This is a genomic window from Candidatus Manganitrophus morganii, from assembly GCA_021651055.1.
In the GTDB taxonomy this organism is placed as follows: Bacteria; Nitrospirota; Nitrospiria; order SBBL01; family Manganitrophaceae; genus Manganitrophus; species Manganitrophus morganii.
In genome coordinates this window covers 1,711,176-1,724,223 of record JAJHOH010000001.1, presented here as the reverse complement: position 1 = coordinate 1,724,223, position 13,048 = coordinate 1,711,176, and the positions used below count along the sequence as shown (strand labels likewise).

At 54.2% G+C, this 13,048-nt stretch carries 20 protein-coding genes; 5 read left to right on the top strand and 15 right to left on the bottom strand.

Translation table 11 applies throughout. The annotated features are described in order from the left end of the window. Positions 1–10: 10 nt before the first annotated feature. The 5 genes from MCM46_07730 to MCM46_07710 all read left to right on the top strand — a co-directional run bounded on the left by MCM46_07730 (position 11) and on the right by MCM46_07710 (position 2,599). Complete coding sequence (locus tag MCM46_07730; GenBank protein MCG3111702.1) at positions 11–697, top strand: 2-oxoacid:acceptor oxidoreductase family protein; 687 nt, start codon at positions 11–13, stop codon at positions 695–697. Positions 698–720: 23 nt separating this feature from the next. Continuing rightward, complete coding sequence (locus MCM46_07725) at positions 721–933, top strand: pyruvate ferredoxin oxidoreductase (protein MCG3111701.1); 213 nt, start codon at positions 721–723, stop codon at positions 931–933. Positions 934–1,038: 105 nt separating this feature from the next. After that, the gene (locus MCM46_07720) at positions 1,039–1,299 is read left to right on the top strand and encodes a hypothetical protein (GenBank protein MCG3111700.1); all 261 of its coding nucleotides are present in this window, start codon (positions 1,039–1,041) and stop codon (positions 1,297–1,299) included. Between the two features lie 130 nt (positions 1,300–1,429). Further along, entirely contained in the window at positions 1,430–1,921 is a 492-nt protein-coding gene (locus tag MCM46_07715) for a roadblock/LC7 domain-containing protein (GenBank protein MCG3111699.1), read from the top strand. Between the two features lie 90 nt (positions 1,922–2,011). Further along, positions 2,012–2,599, top strand: coding sequence for a GTPase domain-containing protein (locus MCM46_07710; GenBank protein ID MCG3111698.1), 588 nt, complete (start codon positions 2,012–2,014; stop codon positions 2,597–2,599). Here the strand turns inward: MCM46_07710 and meaB are convergent. The 15 genes from meaB to MCM46_07635 all read right to left on the bottom strand — a co-directional run bounded on the left by meaB (position 2,596) and on the right by MCM46_07635 (position 12,971). Further along, positions 2,596–3,501, bottom strand: a complete 906-nt coding sequence (meaB, locus tag MCM46_07705) for a methylmalonyl Co-A mutase-associated GTPase MeaB (GenBank protein ID MCG3111697.1) — start codon at positions 3,499–3,501, stop codon at positions 2,596–2,598. The genes MCM46_07710 and meaB overlap by 4 nt on opposite strands. 40 nt (positions 3,502–3,541) lie before the next feature. Continuing rightward, positions 3,542–4,684, bottom strand: a complete 1,143-nt coding sequence (locus MCM46_07700; protein MCG3111696.1) for an acyl-CoA dehydrogenase family protein — start codon at positions 4,682–4,684, stop codon at positions 3,542–3,544. Between the two features lie 7 nt (positions 4,685–4,691). Next, entirely contained in the window at positions 4,692–5,255 is a 564-nt protein-coding gene (locus MCM46_07695; GenBank protein ID MCG3111695.1) for a hypothetical protein, read from the bottom strand. Between the two features lie 5 nt (positions 5,256–5,260). Then, positions 5,261–5,749: a Zn-ribbon domain-containing OB-fold protein gene (locus tag MCM46_07690; protein MCG3111694.1), complete on the bottom strand. Its 489-nt coding sequence runs from the start codon at positions 5,747–5,749 to the stop codon at positions 5,261–5,263. 110 nt (positions 5,750–5,859) lie between these two features. Further along, positions 5,860–6,054, bottom strand: coding sequence for a hypothetical protein (locus MCM46_07685; protein ID MCG3111693.1), 195 nt, complete (start codon positions 6,052–6,054; stop codon positions 5,860–5,862). A 113-nt stretch (positions 6,055–6,167) separates the two neighbouring features. Further along, the gene (locus MCM46_07680) at positions 6,168–6,407 is read right to left on the bottom strand and encodes a putative addiction module antidote protein (GenBank protein MCG3111692.1); all 240 of its coding nucleotides are present in this window, start codon (positions 6,405–6,407) and stop codon (positions 6,168–6,170) included. A gap of 69 nt (positions 6,408–6,476) precedes the next feature. Further along, positions 6,477–6,767, bottom strand: coding sequence for a type II toxin-antitoxin system RelE/ParE family toxin (locus MCM46_07675; protein MCG3111691.1), 291 nt, complete (start codon positions 6,765–6,767; stop codon positions 6,477–6,479). A 246-nt stretch (positions 6,768–7,013) separates the two neighbouring features. Next, entirely contained in the window at positions 7,014–7,610 is a 597-nt protein-coding gene (locus MCM46_07670; protein ID MCG3111690.1) for a DUF2306 domain-containing protein, read from the bottom strand. A 124-nt stretch (positions 7,611–7,734) separates the two neighbouring features. Continuing rightward, positions 7,735–8,409 (bottom strand): hypothetical protein, encoded by a 675-nt coding sequence (locus MCM46_07665; protein ID MCG3111689.1) that lies wholly within the window; start codon positions 8,407–8,409, stop codon positions 7,735–7,737. A 379-nt stretch (positions 8,410–8,788) separates the two neighbouring features. Next, the gene (locus MCM46_07660) at positions 8,789–9,139 is read right to left on the bottom strand and encodes a hypothetical protein (protein MCG3111688.1); all 351 of its coding nucleotides are present in this window, start codon (positions 9,137–9,139) and stop codon (positions 8,789–8,791) included. Positions 9,140–9,678: 539 nt separating this feature from the next. Beyond that, positions 9,679–10,026, bottom strand: a complete 348-nt coding sequence (locus tag MCM46_07655; GenBank protein MCG3111687.1) for a hypothetical protein — start codon at positions 10,024–10,026, stop codon at positions 9,679–9,681. A 98-nt stretch (positions 10,027–10,124) separates the two neighbouring features. After that, positions 10,125–10,631: a hypothetical protein gene (locus MCM46_07650; GenBank protein MCG3111686.1), complete on the bottom strand. Its 507-nt coding sequence runs from the start codon at positions 10,629–10,631 to the stop codon at positions 10,125–10,127. Positions 10,632–10,916: 285 nt separating this feature from the next. Further along, positions 10,917–11,312 carry a GNAT family N-acetyltransferase gene (locus MCM46_07645; GenBank protein MCG3111685.1) on the bottom strand — a complete coding sequence of 132 codons (396 nt, stop codon included), beginning with the start codon at positions 11,310–11,312 and terminating at the stop codon, positions 10,917–10,919. After that, positions 11,309–12,076: a methyltransferase domain-containing protein gene (locus MCM46_07640; protein MCG3111684.1), complete on the bottom strand. Its 768-nt coding sequence runs from the start codon at positions 12,074–12,076 to the stop codon at positions 11,309–11,311. The genes MCM46_07645 and MCM46_07640 overlap by 4 nt, the downstream gene beginning before the upstream one ends. A 10-nt stretch (positions 12,077–12,086) precedes the next feature. After that, positions 12,087–12,971 carry an NmrA family NAD(P)-binding protein gene (locus tag MCM46_07635; GenBank protein MCG3111683.1) on the bottom strand — a complete coding sequence of 295 codons (885 nt, stop codon included), beginning with the start codon at positions 12,969–12,971 and terminating at the stop codon, positions 12,087–12,089. Positions 12,972–13,048: the final 77 nt, after the last annotated feature.

Genomic DNA, 13,048 nt, shown 5'->3' with positions numbered 1-13,048 from the left:
GGAGTCAGCCATGAGAAAGCGCGTTAATATTCGGATGTCCGGTTTGGGGGGTCAGGGAGTGGTGACCTCCGCCCATGTGTTGGCGACGGCCGCCTCCAAAGAGGGGAAGCATGCGATTTCAAATCCCTTCTTTGGCGCTGAAAAGAGAATGGCCCCGGCCGAAAGTTATGTCCGGATTGCCGGTGAGCGGATCTATGATCGAGGCGAGTTGGTCTATCCCGATGTCATCATGGTCTTCCATCCTCAGGTGATCACCCTTGGGAAGTGCTATACGATGCCTTTCTACTCGGGAATCAAGGCGGGCGGTATTTTGATGATCAACTCGGATGAGCCGATTCCTCTGTCCGATGATGATCTCGCCTTCTTGGAACAACAGAATGTTCCCATTTTCACCGTTCCGGCGACGACCTTGGCGGTCGAAATCGCGGGGACGGAGCTTGCCACAAATATGGGAATGCTCGGTGCGTTGATGGGAGCAACCCGGATCGTCGCAATGGATGCGATGGAAGCGGCGCTGCAAGATCGGTTCGGTAAGAAGTATGTCGCATCCGGCGGAACGGCGACGTTGGATGAGGCGATCAAGAAAAAATTCGCCAAGAAAGAGCAGCTTTTGGCGAAGAATATGGAAACGATCCGAAAGGGTTTTGATCTGGGTGTCGCCTGGGCTGAAACAATCAAGACCCCCATGTTGGTCTAAGGTACAACGGAGGAAGTGACTCGATGTATGCAGTTGCCGAAGTAGTTGACGAAGCGTGTGTTGCCCACAAGGGATGCCGGTTGTGTATTATGTACTGCCCGGAAGCCGATACGATTCTCTTTGATAAAACAAAAAAAGTCGCGGTGGTTATCGAGCAGCGCTGCAAGGGGTGTGAGCTCTGCGTGGTCGTCTGTTCTGCGGCAAAACACAATGCCATCCGACTTGTTCATCGATAACGCTTGACCTCGTTTTAAAAACCCCATCGTTTCTCGGCGATGGGGTTTTTTGTTACATTTTGTTATAATGCGCCTTTCAGCTTTTTAAACGAATCAGGAGGAACTATGTCGAGCAAAGTCAAGGAATCATTGGCCAATGTAATCGGGGCGATGGAGCTTTTGAATAAAAATTTCGAGGATCAAATAGAAACGCTTCGGCAGAATGGTAAAGATGAGGAAGAGCTGCAGAAGCTCGTCAAAGGCGCCATGGCGATGAAAGATGCGAGCGGTATTTACCTCTCCTGGGCCAACCATTTTATCGAGCGGCTTGTCCAAACGGAGGGACTGGAGCCGGAAGACGAGGAATCGATCATCGTCGAGGAATAAACTTTCCTTAAGGAATTTGGTCCGCCTTCCCTCTTTCCCATCAAAAATCGCCTGTCAACATTGCGCAAAAGTGGACTCCGTGGTATAAAATAATGTGTTCGGAGAAGTGCACCCCGCCCAGGATAGGTCGATGCCCGATTCCGGTTTGGTCATGTACGAGGAAGAGTTTAAGCTGGTTGATGCGGAGCTCTCAAAGCTGCATCAGCTGGCGAACGCCAAAGTCACCTTCCTTGTCGATAAAAATGGACAACTCATCGCAAGCGTCGGAGAGACCCAAAATCTCGATACGACGTCGCTTGCCTCCCTCACGGCGGGAAATATCGCCGCGACGGGGGGAATGGCGAAGCTCCTCGGCGAGAAAGAATTCTCCATCCTCTTCCATGAAGGGGAGAGAGATAATGTCCATATCTCCCTGATCGGCGATCGGGTGATTCTGGTGGTTGTCTTCGATCAACGTTCCTCATTGGGTCTGGTTCGTTTGCGGGTGAAGAAGAGTTCCGAAGTCTTCACGCAAATCTTCTCGAAAATTATCGATAAAGTAGAGAAAGAAAAAGAAACCAAAAACAGCAGATCTCCCTTTGCGGAAATTACGGAAGATGACATTGACCGGTTGTTCGGGTGATTTTTCCCGTGAGCACCGTCGGCTCCTCGCGCTGTGTCATCGATCTTCCAACGCGCTGCATCATGACTGATCATTCGTTAAGGACTCGGCATGTCGTTTATTAATTACTCGGCCCGTGAGATCAACTGCAAGATCGTCTACTACGGCCCCGGTCTGTGCGGAAAGACCACCAATTTGATTTACATCTACAAAAAGACGAATCCCGACAGCAAAGGAAAGATGATCTCGCTTGCCACCGAAACCGAGCGGACCCTCTTCTTCGATTTTCTCCCGTTGGCGCTGGGAAACATTAAAGGCTTCAAGGTCCGGTTCCACCTCTATACCGTTCCCGGGCAGGTCTTTTACGATGCAAGCCGAAAGCTGATCCTGCGGGGGGTCGATGGGGTCATCTTCGTCGCCGATTCTCAGGTGGAACGGATGGAAGCAAACATCGAGAGCCTGGAAAATCTTCGGAAGAATCTAAAAGACCAGGGGCTGAATCTGGATGCCATGCCCTTTATCATCCAATACAATAAACGCGATCTCCCGAATGTAGTCCCCATGGAGGAGCTCAACCGCGTTCTCAATCCCCGGAACGTTCCCTCCTACGAAGCGGTCGCCGCGACCGGAAAGGGCGTTTTCGACACGCTCAAAGAGCTTGCCAAGCTGGTCATCATGGAATTGAAGAAGAAGTCCTAGATTTTTCCTTTTTTCATCCAAGATCGAATCAATCCGTACGGATCCCGCTTTCGAAGAAGAATCGCTTCCACCTCCTTCTCGTCGAAAGAAACCTGTAGAACCGATTTTCCGATCGTCTCCCTCAGAAGGGTCCGAAGCTCCTCGATAATAAAACGCTTCCGCCGCTCGTGTTTTGGCCCGGCGTCGGTCAGCGCGCTTCCGATCTTGGAGAGAAGAAGCGGGAGGCCTTCCCCCTTCTCCGCAGCGACTTTCACGATCGGCCGATCGGGGATCATCTCCTGAAGCTGGTAAAAGAGTCGGCGCGACTCTTTCAAATCTCCCTTGTTCACCACCACCACGTCGCCGATTTCGAGAAGACCCGCCTTCATCAGCTGCACCTCGTCCCCCATGCCGGGGGAGAGGACCAGGACCACCACATCGGCCAGGTCGGCGATCTCCACCTCGTCTTGGCCGACGCCGACCGTTTCGATGAGGATCGTTTCTTTCCCCATCGCATCGAGGATGTGAATCGCATTGAAGAGAGCGGGGCTGATGCCGCCCCAGGCGCCGCGTGTCGCGAGGCTCCGGATAAACACTTCCCGGTCGAGAAAGTGGGGGTGCATCCGAAGCCGGTCGCCCAGGATCGCTCCTCCGGAGAGGGGGCTGGTCGGATCGATCGCCAAGACGCCGACCGATCGCTTCTCTTTACGGAGCGCGGTAATCAATCGGTTGATCAGGGTGCTCTTTCCGGCCCCGGCCGGACCGGTGATCCCGATGAGGGTGGCGTTTCCGGTATGACGGAAGAGGGTCTTCAAAAGGGGAATCGCGGTGGGATCTTGATTTTCAACGAGGGTGAGGAGACGGGAGGCCGATCGGACATCCCCCTCTAAGATCTTCCGGACCCAGGCCTCTCGATTTTTCACTAGAACTCCGGGGTCCCCAAGGACCAGGCTCCTTGGGGTGTCACTGGAGGAGGGTTTTTGCAATGACCCTCCTCTGGATCTCAGAGGTTCCTTCGCCGATCTCGCAGAGCTTCGCGTCGCGGAAGTAGCGCTCCACCGGGTAATCTTTCAGATAGCCGGAGCCGCCGTGGATCTGGATCGCCTCGGTCGTCGCCCGCATGGCGACCTCGGACGCGAAGAGCTTCGCCTCCGAGGCGGCCTGCTTGTGCTCTTCCCCCGCGTCTTTGAGAAGCGCGGCCCGATAGACGAGGAGCCGCGCCGCGTCGATCTCGGTCGCCATGTCGGAGAGCTTCCACTGGATCGATTGGAAGTCGCCGATCGGTTTTCCGAATTGGTTTCGCTCTTTGGCATATTTGATCGAATCTTCCAGCGCGGCGCGCGCCAGGCCGACCGACAAGGCGCCGATGCCGATCCGGCCCCCATCTAAAATCTGAATGACGTCTTGGAAGCCGTGATGAAGCGTTCCGATGAGATTCTCTTTCGGAATTTTGAGCTGATCGAAATGAAGCGCCGCTGTGTCGGAGGCCCGAACGCCGAGCTTCTTTTCAACTTTTCCAACGACCAGGCCGGGCGTTCCCCTCTCAACGACGAAGGCGGAGATTCCCTCCGCCCCCTTGCCTGGATCGGTCGAGGCCATGATCACATAAACACCCGCGACCGACCCCTGTGTGATAAAAAGCTTGCTTCCGTTAAGGACCCAGTGATCTCCCTCCAGGGTCGCCCTTGTCTGCATCGCCGCCGCGTCGGAGCCCGATCCCGGCTCGGTCAGGGCCCAGGCGCCGAGTTTCTCCCCTTTGGCCAGCGGGACGACGTATCGCCGCCGCTGCGCCTCATTCCCGAAGCGATAGAGGTGCATCGTGCAGAGGGAGTTGTGCGAGGCGACGATCAGCGCCGTCGCCCCATCGATGCGAGCGATCTCTTCCAGAATGATCGCCACCTCCATGGCGCCGAGGCCCGCGCCGCCGTACTCTTCCGGGATGGCGATTCCGAGGAGCTTCAGCGCCGCCATCTTGGGGATCAGCGCGTGCGGGAACGCGCACGATTCATCTCGCTCCGCCGCGCCCGGGGCAATTTCGGCGGCGGCGAATTCCCGGATCGTCTGCTGGAGGAGTTTTTGCTCTTCGGTCAGGTCAAAATCAATCATCGATCCGTTATCCCGCTAGTTTGTTGGTGATGAGCTCCCGAATTTTTTCGGGAACAATCCGGGAGTAGGTCTGATAGAGATTGGCTTTCTTCGTAAAGTACTCACCCTCCGATAAGAGGCCGGCCTCTTTGGTCTTCTCAAGCAGATCGATCTTCGCCTGCAGGGTGGCTTGGATTCCCTTTCCCAACTGCGCCACGAGCACTTTGTTTCGCTCCATCTCTTTTTCGCGGAAATATTTCAGCAGCTTCTGAACCGAATACGCGGTGGTTCCGGCCGCGATGAGGGGGAGAAAGACCGATAAGAATCGATAGGTGCTTCCGCTGACGACGCGGGTTCCCCCCTTCATCAGCCCCCAGGAGGCGAGGGTCGCCGTGATCGGGGAGGTGGTGAAGGTGGAGGCGATCCAGCCGCCGACCAGGAGGGCCGCGACGGCACTGGCGCCGGGGATCTGATTGAAAAGTTGTTTGGCGAGATAGCGGCCGACCTCTTTTCGTTCTTGTGCCAGCTTTTTTTTATCCCATCTCTTCAGACGGCGGACGATATCGGTCAGGATCTCGGCAATCTTATCCATCGATGTTAATCTTCTTCCTTCGGGACAAAGTAGACGTCGGTCGCCTTAAATTTGCTGTTCCGAAGAAACTGCGCCTGCACCGGCATGCCGATCCGCGCCTGATCGGGCTCCACGCCGACCAGCCGGGAGAGGAAGAGGGTGTCGATTCCGCGAAACTCCACCAGGATTAATGTAAACGGCGTCTCCTTCAAAAAGGCCTCGCCGCCGAAGTAGCAGGTGGTGTGGGTGTGGACTTTCCCTTCAAGCGGCAGCGCAATCCAATCGGTCTTGGCCCCGCACTCCATGCAGTGGGCGCGCGGGGTGGCGTATTTGGTTTTGCATTTCTTGCAGGCGCTTCCGAGGAGTTTTCCCTTGGAGAGCCCGTCGAAGAAAGGGGAGTCTTGGGCGTAGGAGTGGATGTAGTCGATCTCGTAGTGCCACTTCATGATAATCGGATCGGTCTTGTAGAGGATGGTCCCTTCGTCTGTCTCCGGAAGCCGGACTTTTTTGGCCATGGGGTCTCTCCAAAAGCGGGGCGGTTGAAGTGATCGATAGGAAATAGTTTACTTTGGATTCAATCTTTGTGCAAGGCGGGAGTGAAATGAGGCAGTTGATTGTTGCACGATTAAATCTGGCTCAGGATCTTCTCACATTCTTCAGGAGTAAAGTCTTGTCCATAAAAGCGAAGGAAGAGTTGTTTCCGAATTTCTTTTGGGTCGGCATTTGGATTTTGGTTGAGGATGGAGGCGAGGACCTGTTTGCGAGCCATGTCGAACATCGAAAAGCCCATCCGCAGCCGTTCCTCTCCGGTTTTTTTCATCATTAATTCGTTGAAAAAAATTCTACTTCTGGAGAGGTATCGTTCATGAGTCTTTCCTGTAGGAAAAAATGGATTCTGACCCCCATTCTACAAGCGATCGGTTGGACGAGCAATCAGGGATGATTGGCTTCAGCGTGCAACTTCAACCCTAATGCCGCGACTACTTTGAGGATGGTGTCGAAGCCGGGGCTGCGCTCGCCGGAGAGCGCCTTGTAAAGACTTTCTCTGGAGAGGCCCGCATCGCGCGCCACCTGCGCCATCCCCTTCGCACGCGCAATGTCCCCCAGCGCCTTGGCAATCAAGGCTGCGTCGCCGTTGGCTTCTTCCATGCAAGCCTCAAGGTAGGCGGCCATTTCCTCTGGGGTTCGGAGGTGTTCGGCGACATCGTAGCGACTGGTCGTGGTTTTTTTCATCGTATACTCCTATAGATTGCGGGCGAGGCGCAAAGCGGCTTTGATATCGCGGGCTTGAGTGCTCTTGTCACCTCCCGCCAGAAGAATAATCACCTCGCGCCCTCGCTTGGTAAAGTACACCCGGTATCCCGGTCCGTAATCGATCCGCAACTCTGAGACGCCTTCTCCAACGGGTTTGACATCTCCCGCGTTTCCCGCCGCCAGGCGCTCGATCCTGACCAGAACCCGTGCCCTTGCGCGAATGTCGTGCAAGCCATCGAGCCACTGAGCGAAAACATCGGTCTTGCGAATTTCGATCACGATAAGAGTGTAGCCTATAGGCTACATGTTGTCAATGTTAAGAGTCTTTCCCCTTCATCCGGCGCGGCGACCCTGATGAATGCGTATGCTTATACTCATCCATTCCGCCTTCTCCGCGAAGAACTCCGCCCAGCCCGGTACGTCCTGCGTGACGAACGCCCGCTTGAACGCGGAAATCGAACTGTTTGGGAGACTCTTGGCTTATTTGTTCACTCCTCAAGAAAATGGGATGTGGCCCTCATCTTTTTACATTCTGCCGGTATTGAGCCACTCGGCCAGGATGATATTCGGCACCCAACATAACCATGCGATGAACGGATAGGCAACGGCGAAGTCGATCCCCGCGACAACGGCTGCCGGAATGTAGAGACGCAGCGTGACCGCCGCAAACGCGAGGGCGAAATTGCGCACCATCCACCTGCGGTGCGCTTCGATCTCGCCCCGGCGAACGGCAAGGAGTGCGCACGCGCCGGAGAAGAGCCAGCAGACCGCCAGCATGCCAAAACCCAGCTTAGCGACAAGCCCGCCAAAGGCGAACTGGGAAATGTACAGTCCGGATAAACCTCCCACCAGGACCCCCATTCCCAAATAGACCCGGCCCAACCAACGATGGACCCTGATGCGTCTCTCTCTCAAACGAGCAGAAAACTGAAACGGCCCCAGCGCCAAGGCGGCTGCCGCTGCAAAGACATGTGTGTAAATGCCGGCGGTGTGCGCAACGAAGTCCGCCTTCATGTCCGGGTGCACGGCCGAGCCGAGCGGGAAGACAGCATAGGCGAACACCGCATAGGCGGCCACGGCGAACGCCAGGAAAAAGAGGAGGGCTCTACCGGTTGCGCACATTACGCCACCCATCCGCCGTGGGGGGGAGAAAGGCCGAAAAGACGACAGGCTAGTTTTCTCTCAGTCATTCTTAAGCTTCACCGCCAGTGATTTCAGAAAAATCAGCCTGTCCCCTTTTCCCCATTTATGTGCCCTTTACCATGTCTAACAATGACGCATAATCACTTTCATAGAAATCAACATCTGGTTTGCTATTTTGGAGTAAAGGTGCCCTACCATTTACATATGTATCAAATAAAGTTTGTTTTAGATCATGTAAAAACCAGATTATTCCTTCTAACTGATCAATATTGGTTTCAGCCCACAACTGATCGGCCTTGCCTATAAATTCCTTATCTTTGTGGGCGAAAAGCTTGTGCCGAATCGGCTGATAAATTTGTTTGAACACCTTACGATGTTTAGTAAGCTCACCTCTCAATTTTTGAAAGTCTGTTGGGGTAGGTACATATGCATCAGCTATGTACCCTTCAAGCCAAGCTGGTTTATTCCCGCTTTGGTCTTTAATTTTTCTATTACTTAGGCTTTCCTTGCTAAATGTGTCGATCTCTTCAATACAACATGTCAGTAGATCATCGACAGAGAATGCGTCATCGTCTCCATCGAATATTCTTCCCAGCGTCATAAATAAAGTAACCTGTAATGCATGTTGTATAATTATCCAGCTTGTTGGCGTATTATTGAGGGCAGATAGTAACTCAGGTTCAGATGCAGCCCTATTATGTATCATCTTCCAGAAAAGGTAACTACCCAAAGTTTTATGAACTTCGTTACAATATTCCTGATAGTACTTTTCGTACATTCTGCATCAGCTCCTTAAATCACCGCCTGCGCGGAATGCGCCAGGCGTTCTCCGCCTTCTCAAACCTGAGATGAAGATAATAACTCTCGGCCTCCGGGGCCGAGAGAAGAAGGATCATCACCTCTTCGCTCATACTTTTGCGTCAGGGGTCGCATCTTTACTTTTGACTTCCAAGGAATCGCTTCACCTTTCTTGTGGTTTCTTTGATCTTCGGCTGTCCTTGCAGTGTTGCTTCTGCTCGTTGCACTTCAGCTCACATGGTAAAGGTATTCGGATAATTGATCCTCGATATCCGCGCCATTCTCCTGGGCTCAATTAATCAACACTAAAGGTCAAAAGTAAAGATACGACCACACGACTCATTCAGTTGGAATTGATGTCAGGCGCCGCGACTCGCAAGATAAACACCAGGCGCTGCAAACAGAGCATACATTGCTGCGGAAATGATGGCTCCGAGAGGACCGTATGTTATGAATGCCAGATATCCCCCGATCAATGGGCAAAGAAACAAGCCCGCCAGCACGAAGCGTCTCGGAGGAATTCGGTTCGCGACGCTGGCACCCAGGCAAAGGGAAAGAAAGAGCAGGAAGCCCATTTGCGGCGCGATCTCCAGGAGAGTTGTGGGTGGCGGCTCAGAGTCCAGCATTGCCGGCTCGAGAATGTTGAGCACAGCAAACGCGAAAAACACAGCTGCGAATAGTGATGCCAGCATCTTCGCTGCGAGGACCATAGGGTCGCCTAACGCTCCAAGCTAAGCGGCGGCCAAGCAGTTGTGGCCGTCCGCTTGAGCGCTGAGTTAGGCGACCTATTTGTTATCCACACAATGAAACTGTATTTCTCTTTGCCAAAGATATTGGCCGGGGAGTTGTTCATTCTTAGTATCAATAACCTCAAACTTTAAGGGATGACAGTATGCCTCCATCTCAGAAATAGGATCTAATGCAGAGATAAGCGGACCGAATTCATAGCGCATGAGAGAAGCTGAATCATTGTAACGCTCAATGCGCATACGAGGCCCGCACCAGAGCCGATAAAAATCAGAACCGCAATAAAGAACACATGTCGTGTCATGAACCAATACCCAGTTCCGGAGGACACCATACTTAATTCGATGCCTTTTGCTTTGGTCCTGGTCTTCGACGATGAAGAATTCGGCCCAATGATTTTTCGAACAAGGAGAGTCAATAATTAAGTATGGTGTCCCCGGAATTCCTCCTAACGTTTGAGCTAAGCGGTGCCGCGCTTTGCGGCGTCCGCTTGAGTGAAGAGTTAGGTGCGGGACGCATAACGGAGCTCGATTCCTGACTCGGTGATATCTGCCTCAATGGACGTACCAGACGTGAAGTACATCTCAGAACTAGCTAGTTCCCTGCCGTTTAGAAACTTTGCCTTGAACGAGATTGCCGCCTCAGCATTCACCTTAAATTTCTGACCCGGTGCAACAGTTCCCAGATTCTTACTTTCATTTCGCCAGTACGCCATCACCTGGACCGGCTCACGAGAACTATTGATAGCGCTAAACACTGGCGTTGCCACATACGGTGCCGCCAGATAAGCGAGTACCCCGAGGCCGACCAACACCATCCCAACTGCACCAATGAGGGCTTTCTTTTTCACTCGTTACTCCTAACGTTGCGCTTCAGCCGCACGAAGCATTGCGAGCGTCGACTGCAAGCGCTTGTTGGGCAGGTTCTTGGTTGCATCACGCATGTCAGCTAACGAAAGGTGATTACCGGGTAACTGAACTCAGTATCCGGAAAGCCGCAGTCTCGTCGCATGGCATTGAGACACGCTCGATATGCGTTCTTGAATTCGTCGTTGGTCACGCTACCAGGCTGATTCGCGCTTCGAGTACTGTACTCAAGAAAGTTAGCCAACGCCTTCGCTACGGCTTCAGAAGCCCAAAGCGCTGCCACATCGAACGCTGCCAGGAAGTCCTTTTTCTCTTGATCCGAAGCCGGCCTCCCCGAGACTAGAAACACGCGCATCGAAGTGGCGAGCTGCGCATATATGTCTCGCTTGCGAGTGAGAGCATCTCGTCGCTCTTCGGCAAGTTGCTGGAGCTGGTTTCTGTAGCCCTCGAGCTCTCTTGAGAACCTCGCTCGTTCCGCTTCAGCAATGCGCGTAGCCCAGACTTTGCCTAACCAAGACGAGAACGCGAAGACGAGAACCGCCCCGCCACCCAATGAGGCGATCACTGCTGCAGCTGTGCTCCAGATCATGGTTGCGCTACTCACGTCGATTACTCACTGCCAAACATATAAATAGGCAGAAATATTTCTGCCTTATTTTACGGAATTTTTTCTCTATCTCTTGGGAGTTATTCATAAGATCTTGAAACATAAAGCAGTCGAGACCGCGTCCCGGAGATAGACAGAAAATTTTAGGATTTGAAATTCTGGACGGATTCGGTATACCACAGGAGGGACTTTAAAAGCAACATCGTAGGGAGAGTTCTGCCTCGGTTCGAACTCCTCAACGAGACGGTTCGGTAATCCGAGAAAGAATCATCGCTTGCGCGGAATGCGCCAAGCGTTCTCCGCCTTCTCGAAGCCAAGATGGGGATAATAGCTCTCTGCTTCCGGAGCCGAAAGAAGAAGAATCATCACCTCATCTCCAACAATCTCTTTCACCCGATCGACCAGCCCTTTTCCGATCCCCTGCTTTTGATAGGCGCGGTCGACAGCGAGATCGGAGAGGTAACAGCAGTAGCTGAAGTCGGTGAGGGCGCGCGCAATCCCGACTATTTTCTCTCCATCCCAGGCACAGAGGATCAGATTGGCATGATGAATCATCCGGCCGATCCGATCGAGATCGTCCACCGGCCGGTGGATGCCGGACCGTCGGAACAGATCGGCGACCGCTGCAGGATCGATCTCCCGTTCGACTTGATACGAAATCATACCGGCTCTCCCTCCTTGATCGCCTTCAGACGAAGCCGCTTGTAATCGGCTTGCCAAACCCCGTTTTGGAACAGGGCGGGACGAAGGATCTCTTCAGCTTTTTGAATGACGGCGGGCCGCCGATCGGGAGGAACCTGTTGGAGAAGACTTGCGGCAAAGGTCTCGATCCAGTCGCGCAGACCGGCTTCTCCCCCTTCGAGCGGGGTCGGGCGGTCGAAGAGAGAGGCTTCGGTGACCTCAAGACCGTTTCTTTCCAGCAAGGCGGCATATTCGCCGATGCTCGGAAAGTACCATGGAATCACGTCTTCTTTCAAAGGAAAACCGATGGCCTTACAGGCCTCTCTGATCGCGCCGACGATCCGCGCGATATTTCCCTTTCCGCCGAATTCCGCCACAAAGCGCCCGCCCGGTTTCAACGCCCTTTCAGTGCTGGAGATCACCTGCTCGGGTTCTTTAACCCAATGAAGGGCAGCGTTGGAGAAGACGGCGTCGAAGGGGAGATCGAATCGGAACTCTCTGGCGTCTTGGATTTCAAACCGGAGATCGGGATAATTTTTTCGGGCCTGGGTGATCATCTCTGAAGAGGCGTCGAGCCCGACCGCCTCCGCTCCCAGCGCAGCGATCCGGCCGGTGAGATGCCCCGTCCCGCAGCCGAGGTCGAGAATCCGCTCTCCCGGCTTCGGCAAGAGAAGATCGATCAGGTCGGCGGCAAGATTCCAGACGTAGGCGTGCTTCTCATCGTATCGGGAGGGGTTCCACGTCATCTGAGTAGGATCATTGTTTGTAGATCGCCGCGAACTCCTCCGCAAACGCTTCGAACGAAGTCGGCGTTGTGTTTTTTGCGGAACGTTTCTCGGTCGGTTTCATGATCCCTTCGTTGAAGGCCCGATACATCTCGATGTAACCGCGCGCCACGTCGGGAGAGAGCCCCATCCCGGTCATCGCCTTTTCGGCATCTTCATACGGAAATTGGATATAGGGGAGAGACGGTTTGCCGATCGCACGTCCCAAGATCGCCGTCACTTCGGTCATCGTCAGCTCGCGCGGCCCCAGCAGCTCCTTCACCGATTTTCCTTTGAAGTCGAGGCGGAGAAGCCGTTCGGCCGCTTCGGCGGCGATGTCCTTCGTGGCGATCAACGGAACGGCGATATCGGGCTTCATCGGGGTGCCGTGGATCCCCATGTTCTTGATCATCTGAATGTTCATGAGAAGATTTTCCATAAAGAAGGTCGGCCGAAGATGGAGGACGTTCGTCCCCTCCAACCGGTTGAACCGCTGCTCCACGTCGTGGAGCCCTTTTACCGGTCCGACCTTTTCGGAGAGGTGGGCGCCGACGCTGCTGAGATTCACGACGTACGGAACGCGGGCCTTGGCGATCGCCGCGGCGAGCGCCTCGCCGACCCGGTTCTGGGAGGCCCGGACGTCCGGCGCGGTGAGGGGGGTCGGGACCAGCGTATAGACCGCCTCGGCGCCGGAGAAGGCCCGGGCCATCGCATCCGCATCTTCCAATGAACCGACGAACGGCTCGGCCCCCTTCGCCGCCAGCGGCTTCAGATGCTCGGCGCTGCGCGCGACCGCCCGGACCGGTTTCCCTTCGGCAAGCAGCTTCTCGGCAATCGCTCTTCCGGTATGTCCTGTGGCTCCTGTAATCACGTACATGGCGCCTTCCTCTCTACGGTTGACTGGATCGATCGGACTCGGGTGAATCGATTTTAAACCGATTCACCCGAGAGGCG

Bases quoted from the DNA above. Each gene is read 5' to 3' on its own strand.
- MCM46_07665 (MCG3111689.1), bottom strand. From the start codon at position 8,409: ATGTACGAAAAGTACTATCAGGAATATTGTAACGAAGTTCATAAAACT.
- MCM46_07710 (MCG3111698.1), top strand. From the start codon at position 2,012: ATGTCGTTTATTAATTACTCGGCCCGTGAGATCAACTGCAAGATCGTC.
- MCM46_07680 (MCG3111692.1), bottom strand. From the start codon at position 6,407: ATGGCCGCCTACCTTGAGGCTTGCATGGAAGAAGCCAACGGCGACGCA.
- MCM46_07700 (MCG3111696.1), bottom strand. From the start codon at position 4,684: ATGATTGATTTTGACCTGACCGAAGAGCAAAAACTCCTCCAGCAGACG.
- MCM46_07660 (MCG3111688.1), bottom strand. From the start codon at position 9,139: ATGGTCCTCGCAGCGAAGATGCTGGCATCACTATTCGCAGCTGTGTTT.
- MCM46_07685 (MCG3111693.1), bottom strand. From the start codon at position 6,054: ATGAAAAAAACCGGAGAGGAACGGCTGCGGATGGGCTTTTCGATGTTC.
- MCM46_07635 (MCG3111683.1), bottom strand. From the start codon at position 12,971: ATGTACGTGATTACAGGAGCCACAGGACATACCGGAAGAGCGATTGCC.
- MCM46_07640 (MCG3111684.1), bottom strand. From the start codon at position 12,076: ATGACGTGGAACCCCTCCCGATACGATGAGAAGCACGCCTACGTCTGG.
- MCM46_07695 (MCG3111695.1), bottom strand. From the start codon at position 5,255: ATGGATAAGATTGCCGAGATCCTGACCGATATCGTCCGCCGTCTGAAG.
- MCM46_07690 (MCG3111694.1), bottom strand. From the start codon at position 5,749: ATGGCCAAAAAAGTCCGGCTTCCGGAGACAGACGAAGGGACCATCCTC.
- MCM46_07725 (MCG3111701.1), top strand. From the start codon at position 721: ATGTATGCAGTTGCCGAAGTAGTTGACGAAGCGTGTGTTGCCCACAAG.
- MCM46_07720 (MCG3111700.1), top strand. From the start codon at position 1,039: ATGTCGAGCAAAGTCAAGGAATCATTGGCCAATGTAATCGGGGCGATG.
- MCM46_07645 (MCG3111685.1), bottom strand. From the start codon at position 11,312: ATGATTTCGTATCAAGTCGAACGGGAGATCGATCCTGCAGCGGTCGCC.
- MCM46_07650 (MCG3111686.1), bottom strand. From the start codon at position 10,631: ATGATCTGGAGCACAGCTGCAGCAGTGATCGCCTCATTGGGTGGCGGG.
- MCM46_07730 (MCG3111702.1), top strand. From the start codon at position 11: ATGAGAAAGCGCGTTAATATTCGGATGTCCGGTTTGGGGGGTCAGGGA.
- MCM46_07715 (MCG3111699.1), top strand. From the start codon at position 1,430: ATGCCCGATTCCGGTTTGGTCATGTACGAGGAAGAGTTTAAGCTGGTT.
- MCM46_07670 (MCG3111690.1), bottom strand. From the start codon at position 7,610: ATGTGCGCAACCGGTAGAGCCCTCCTCTTTTTCCTGGCGTTCGCCGTG.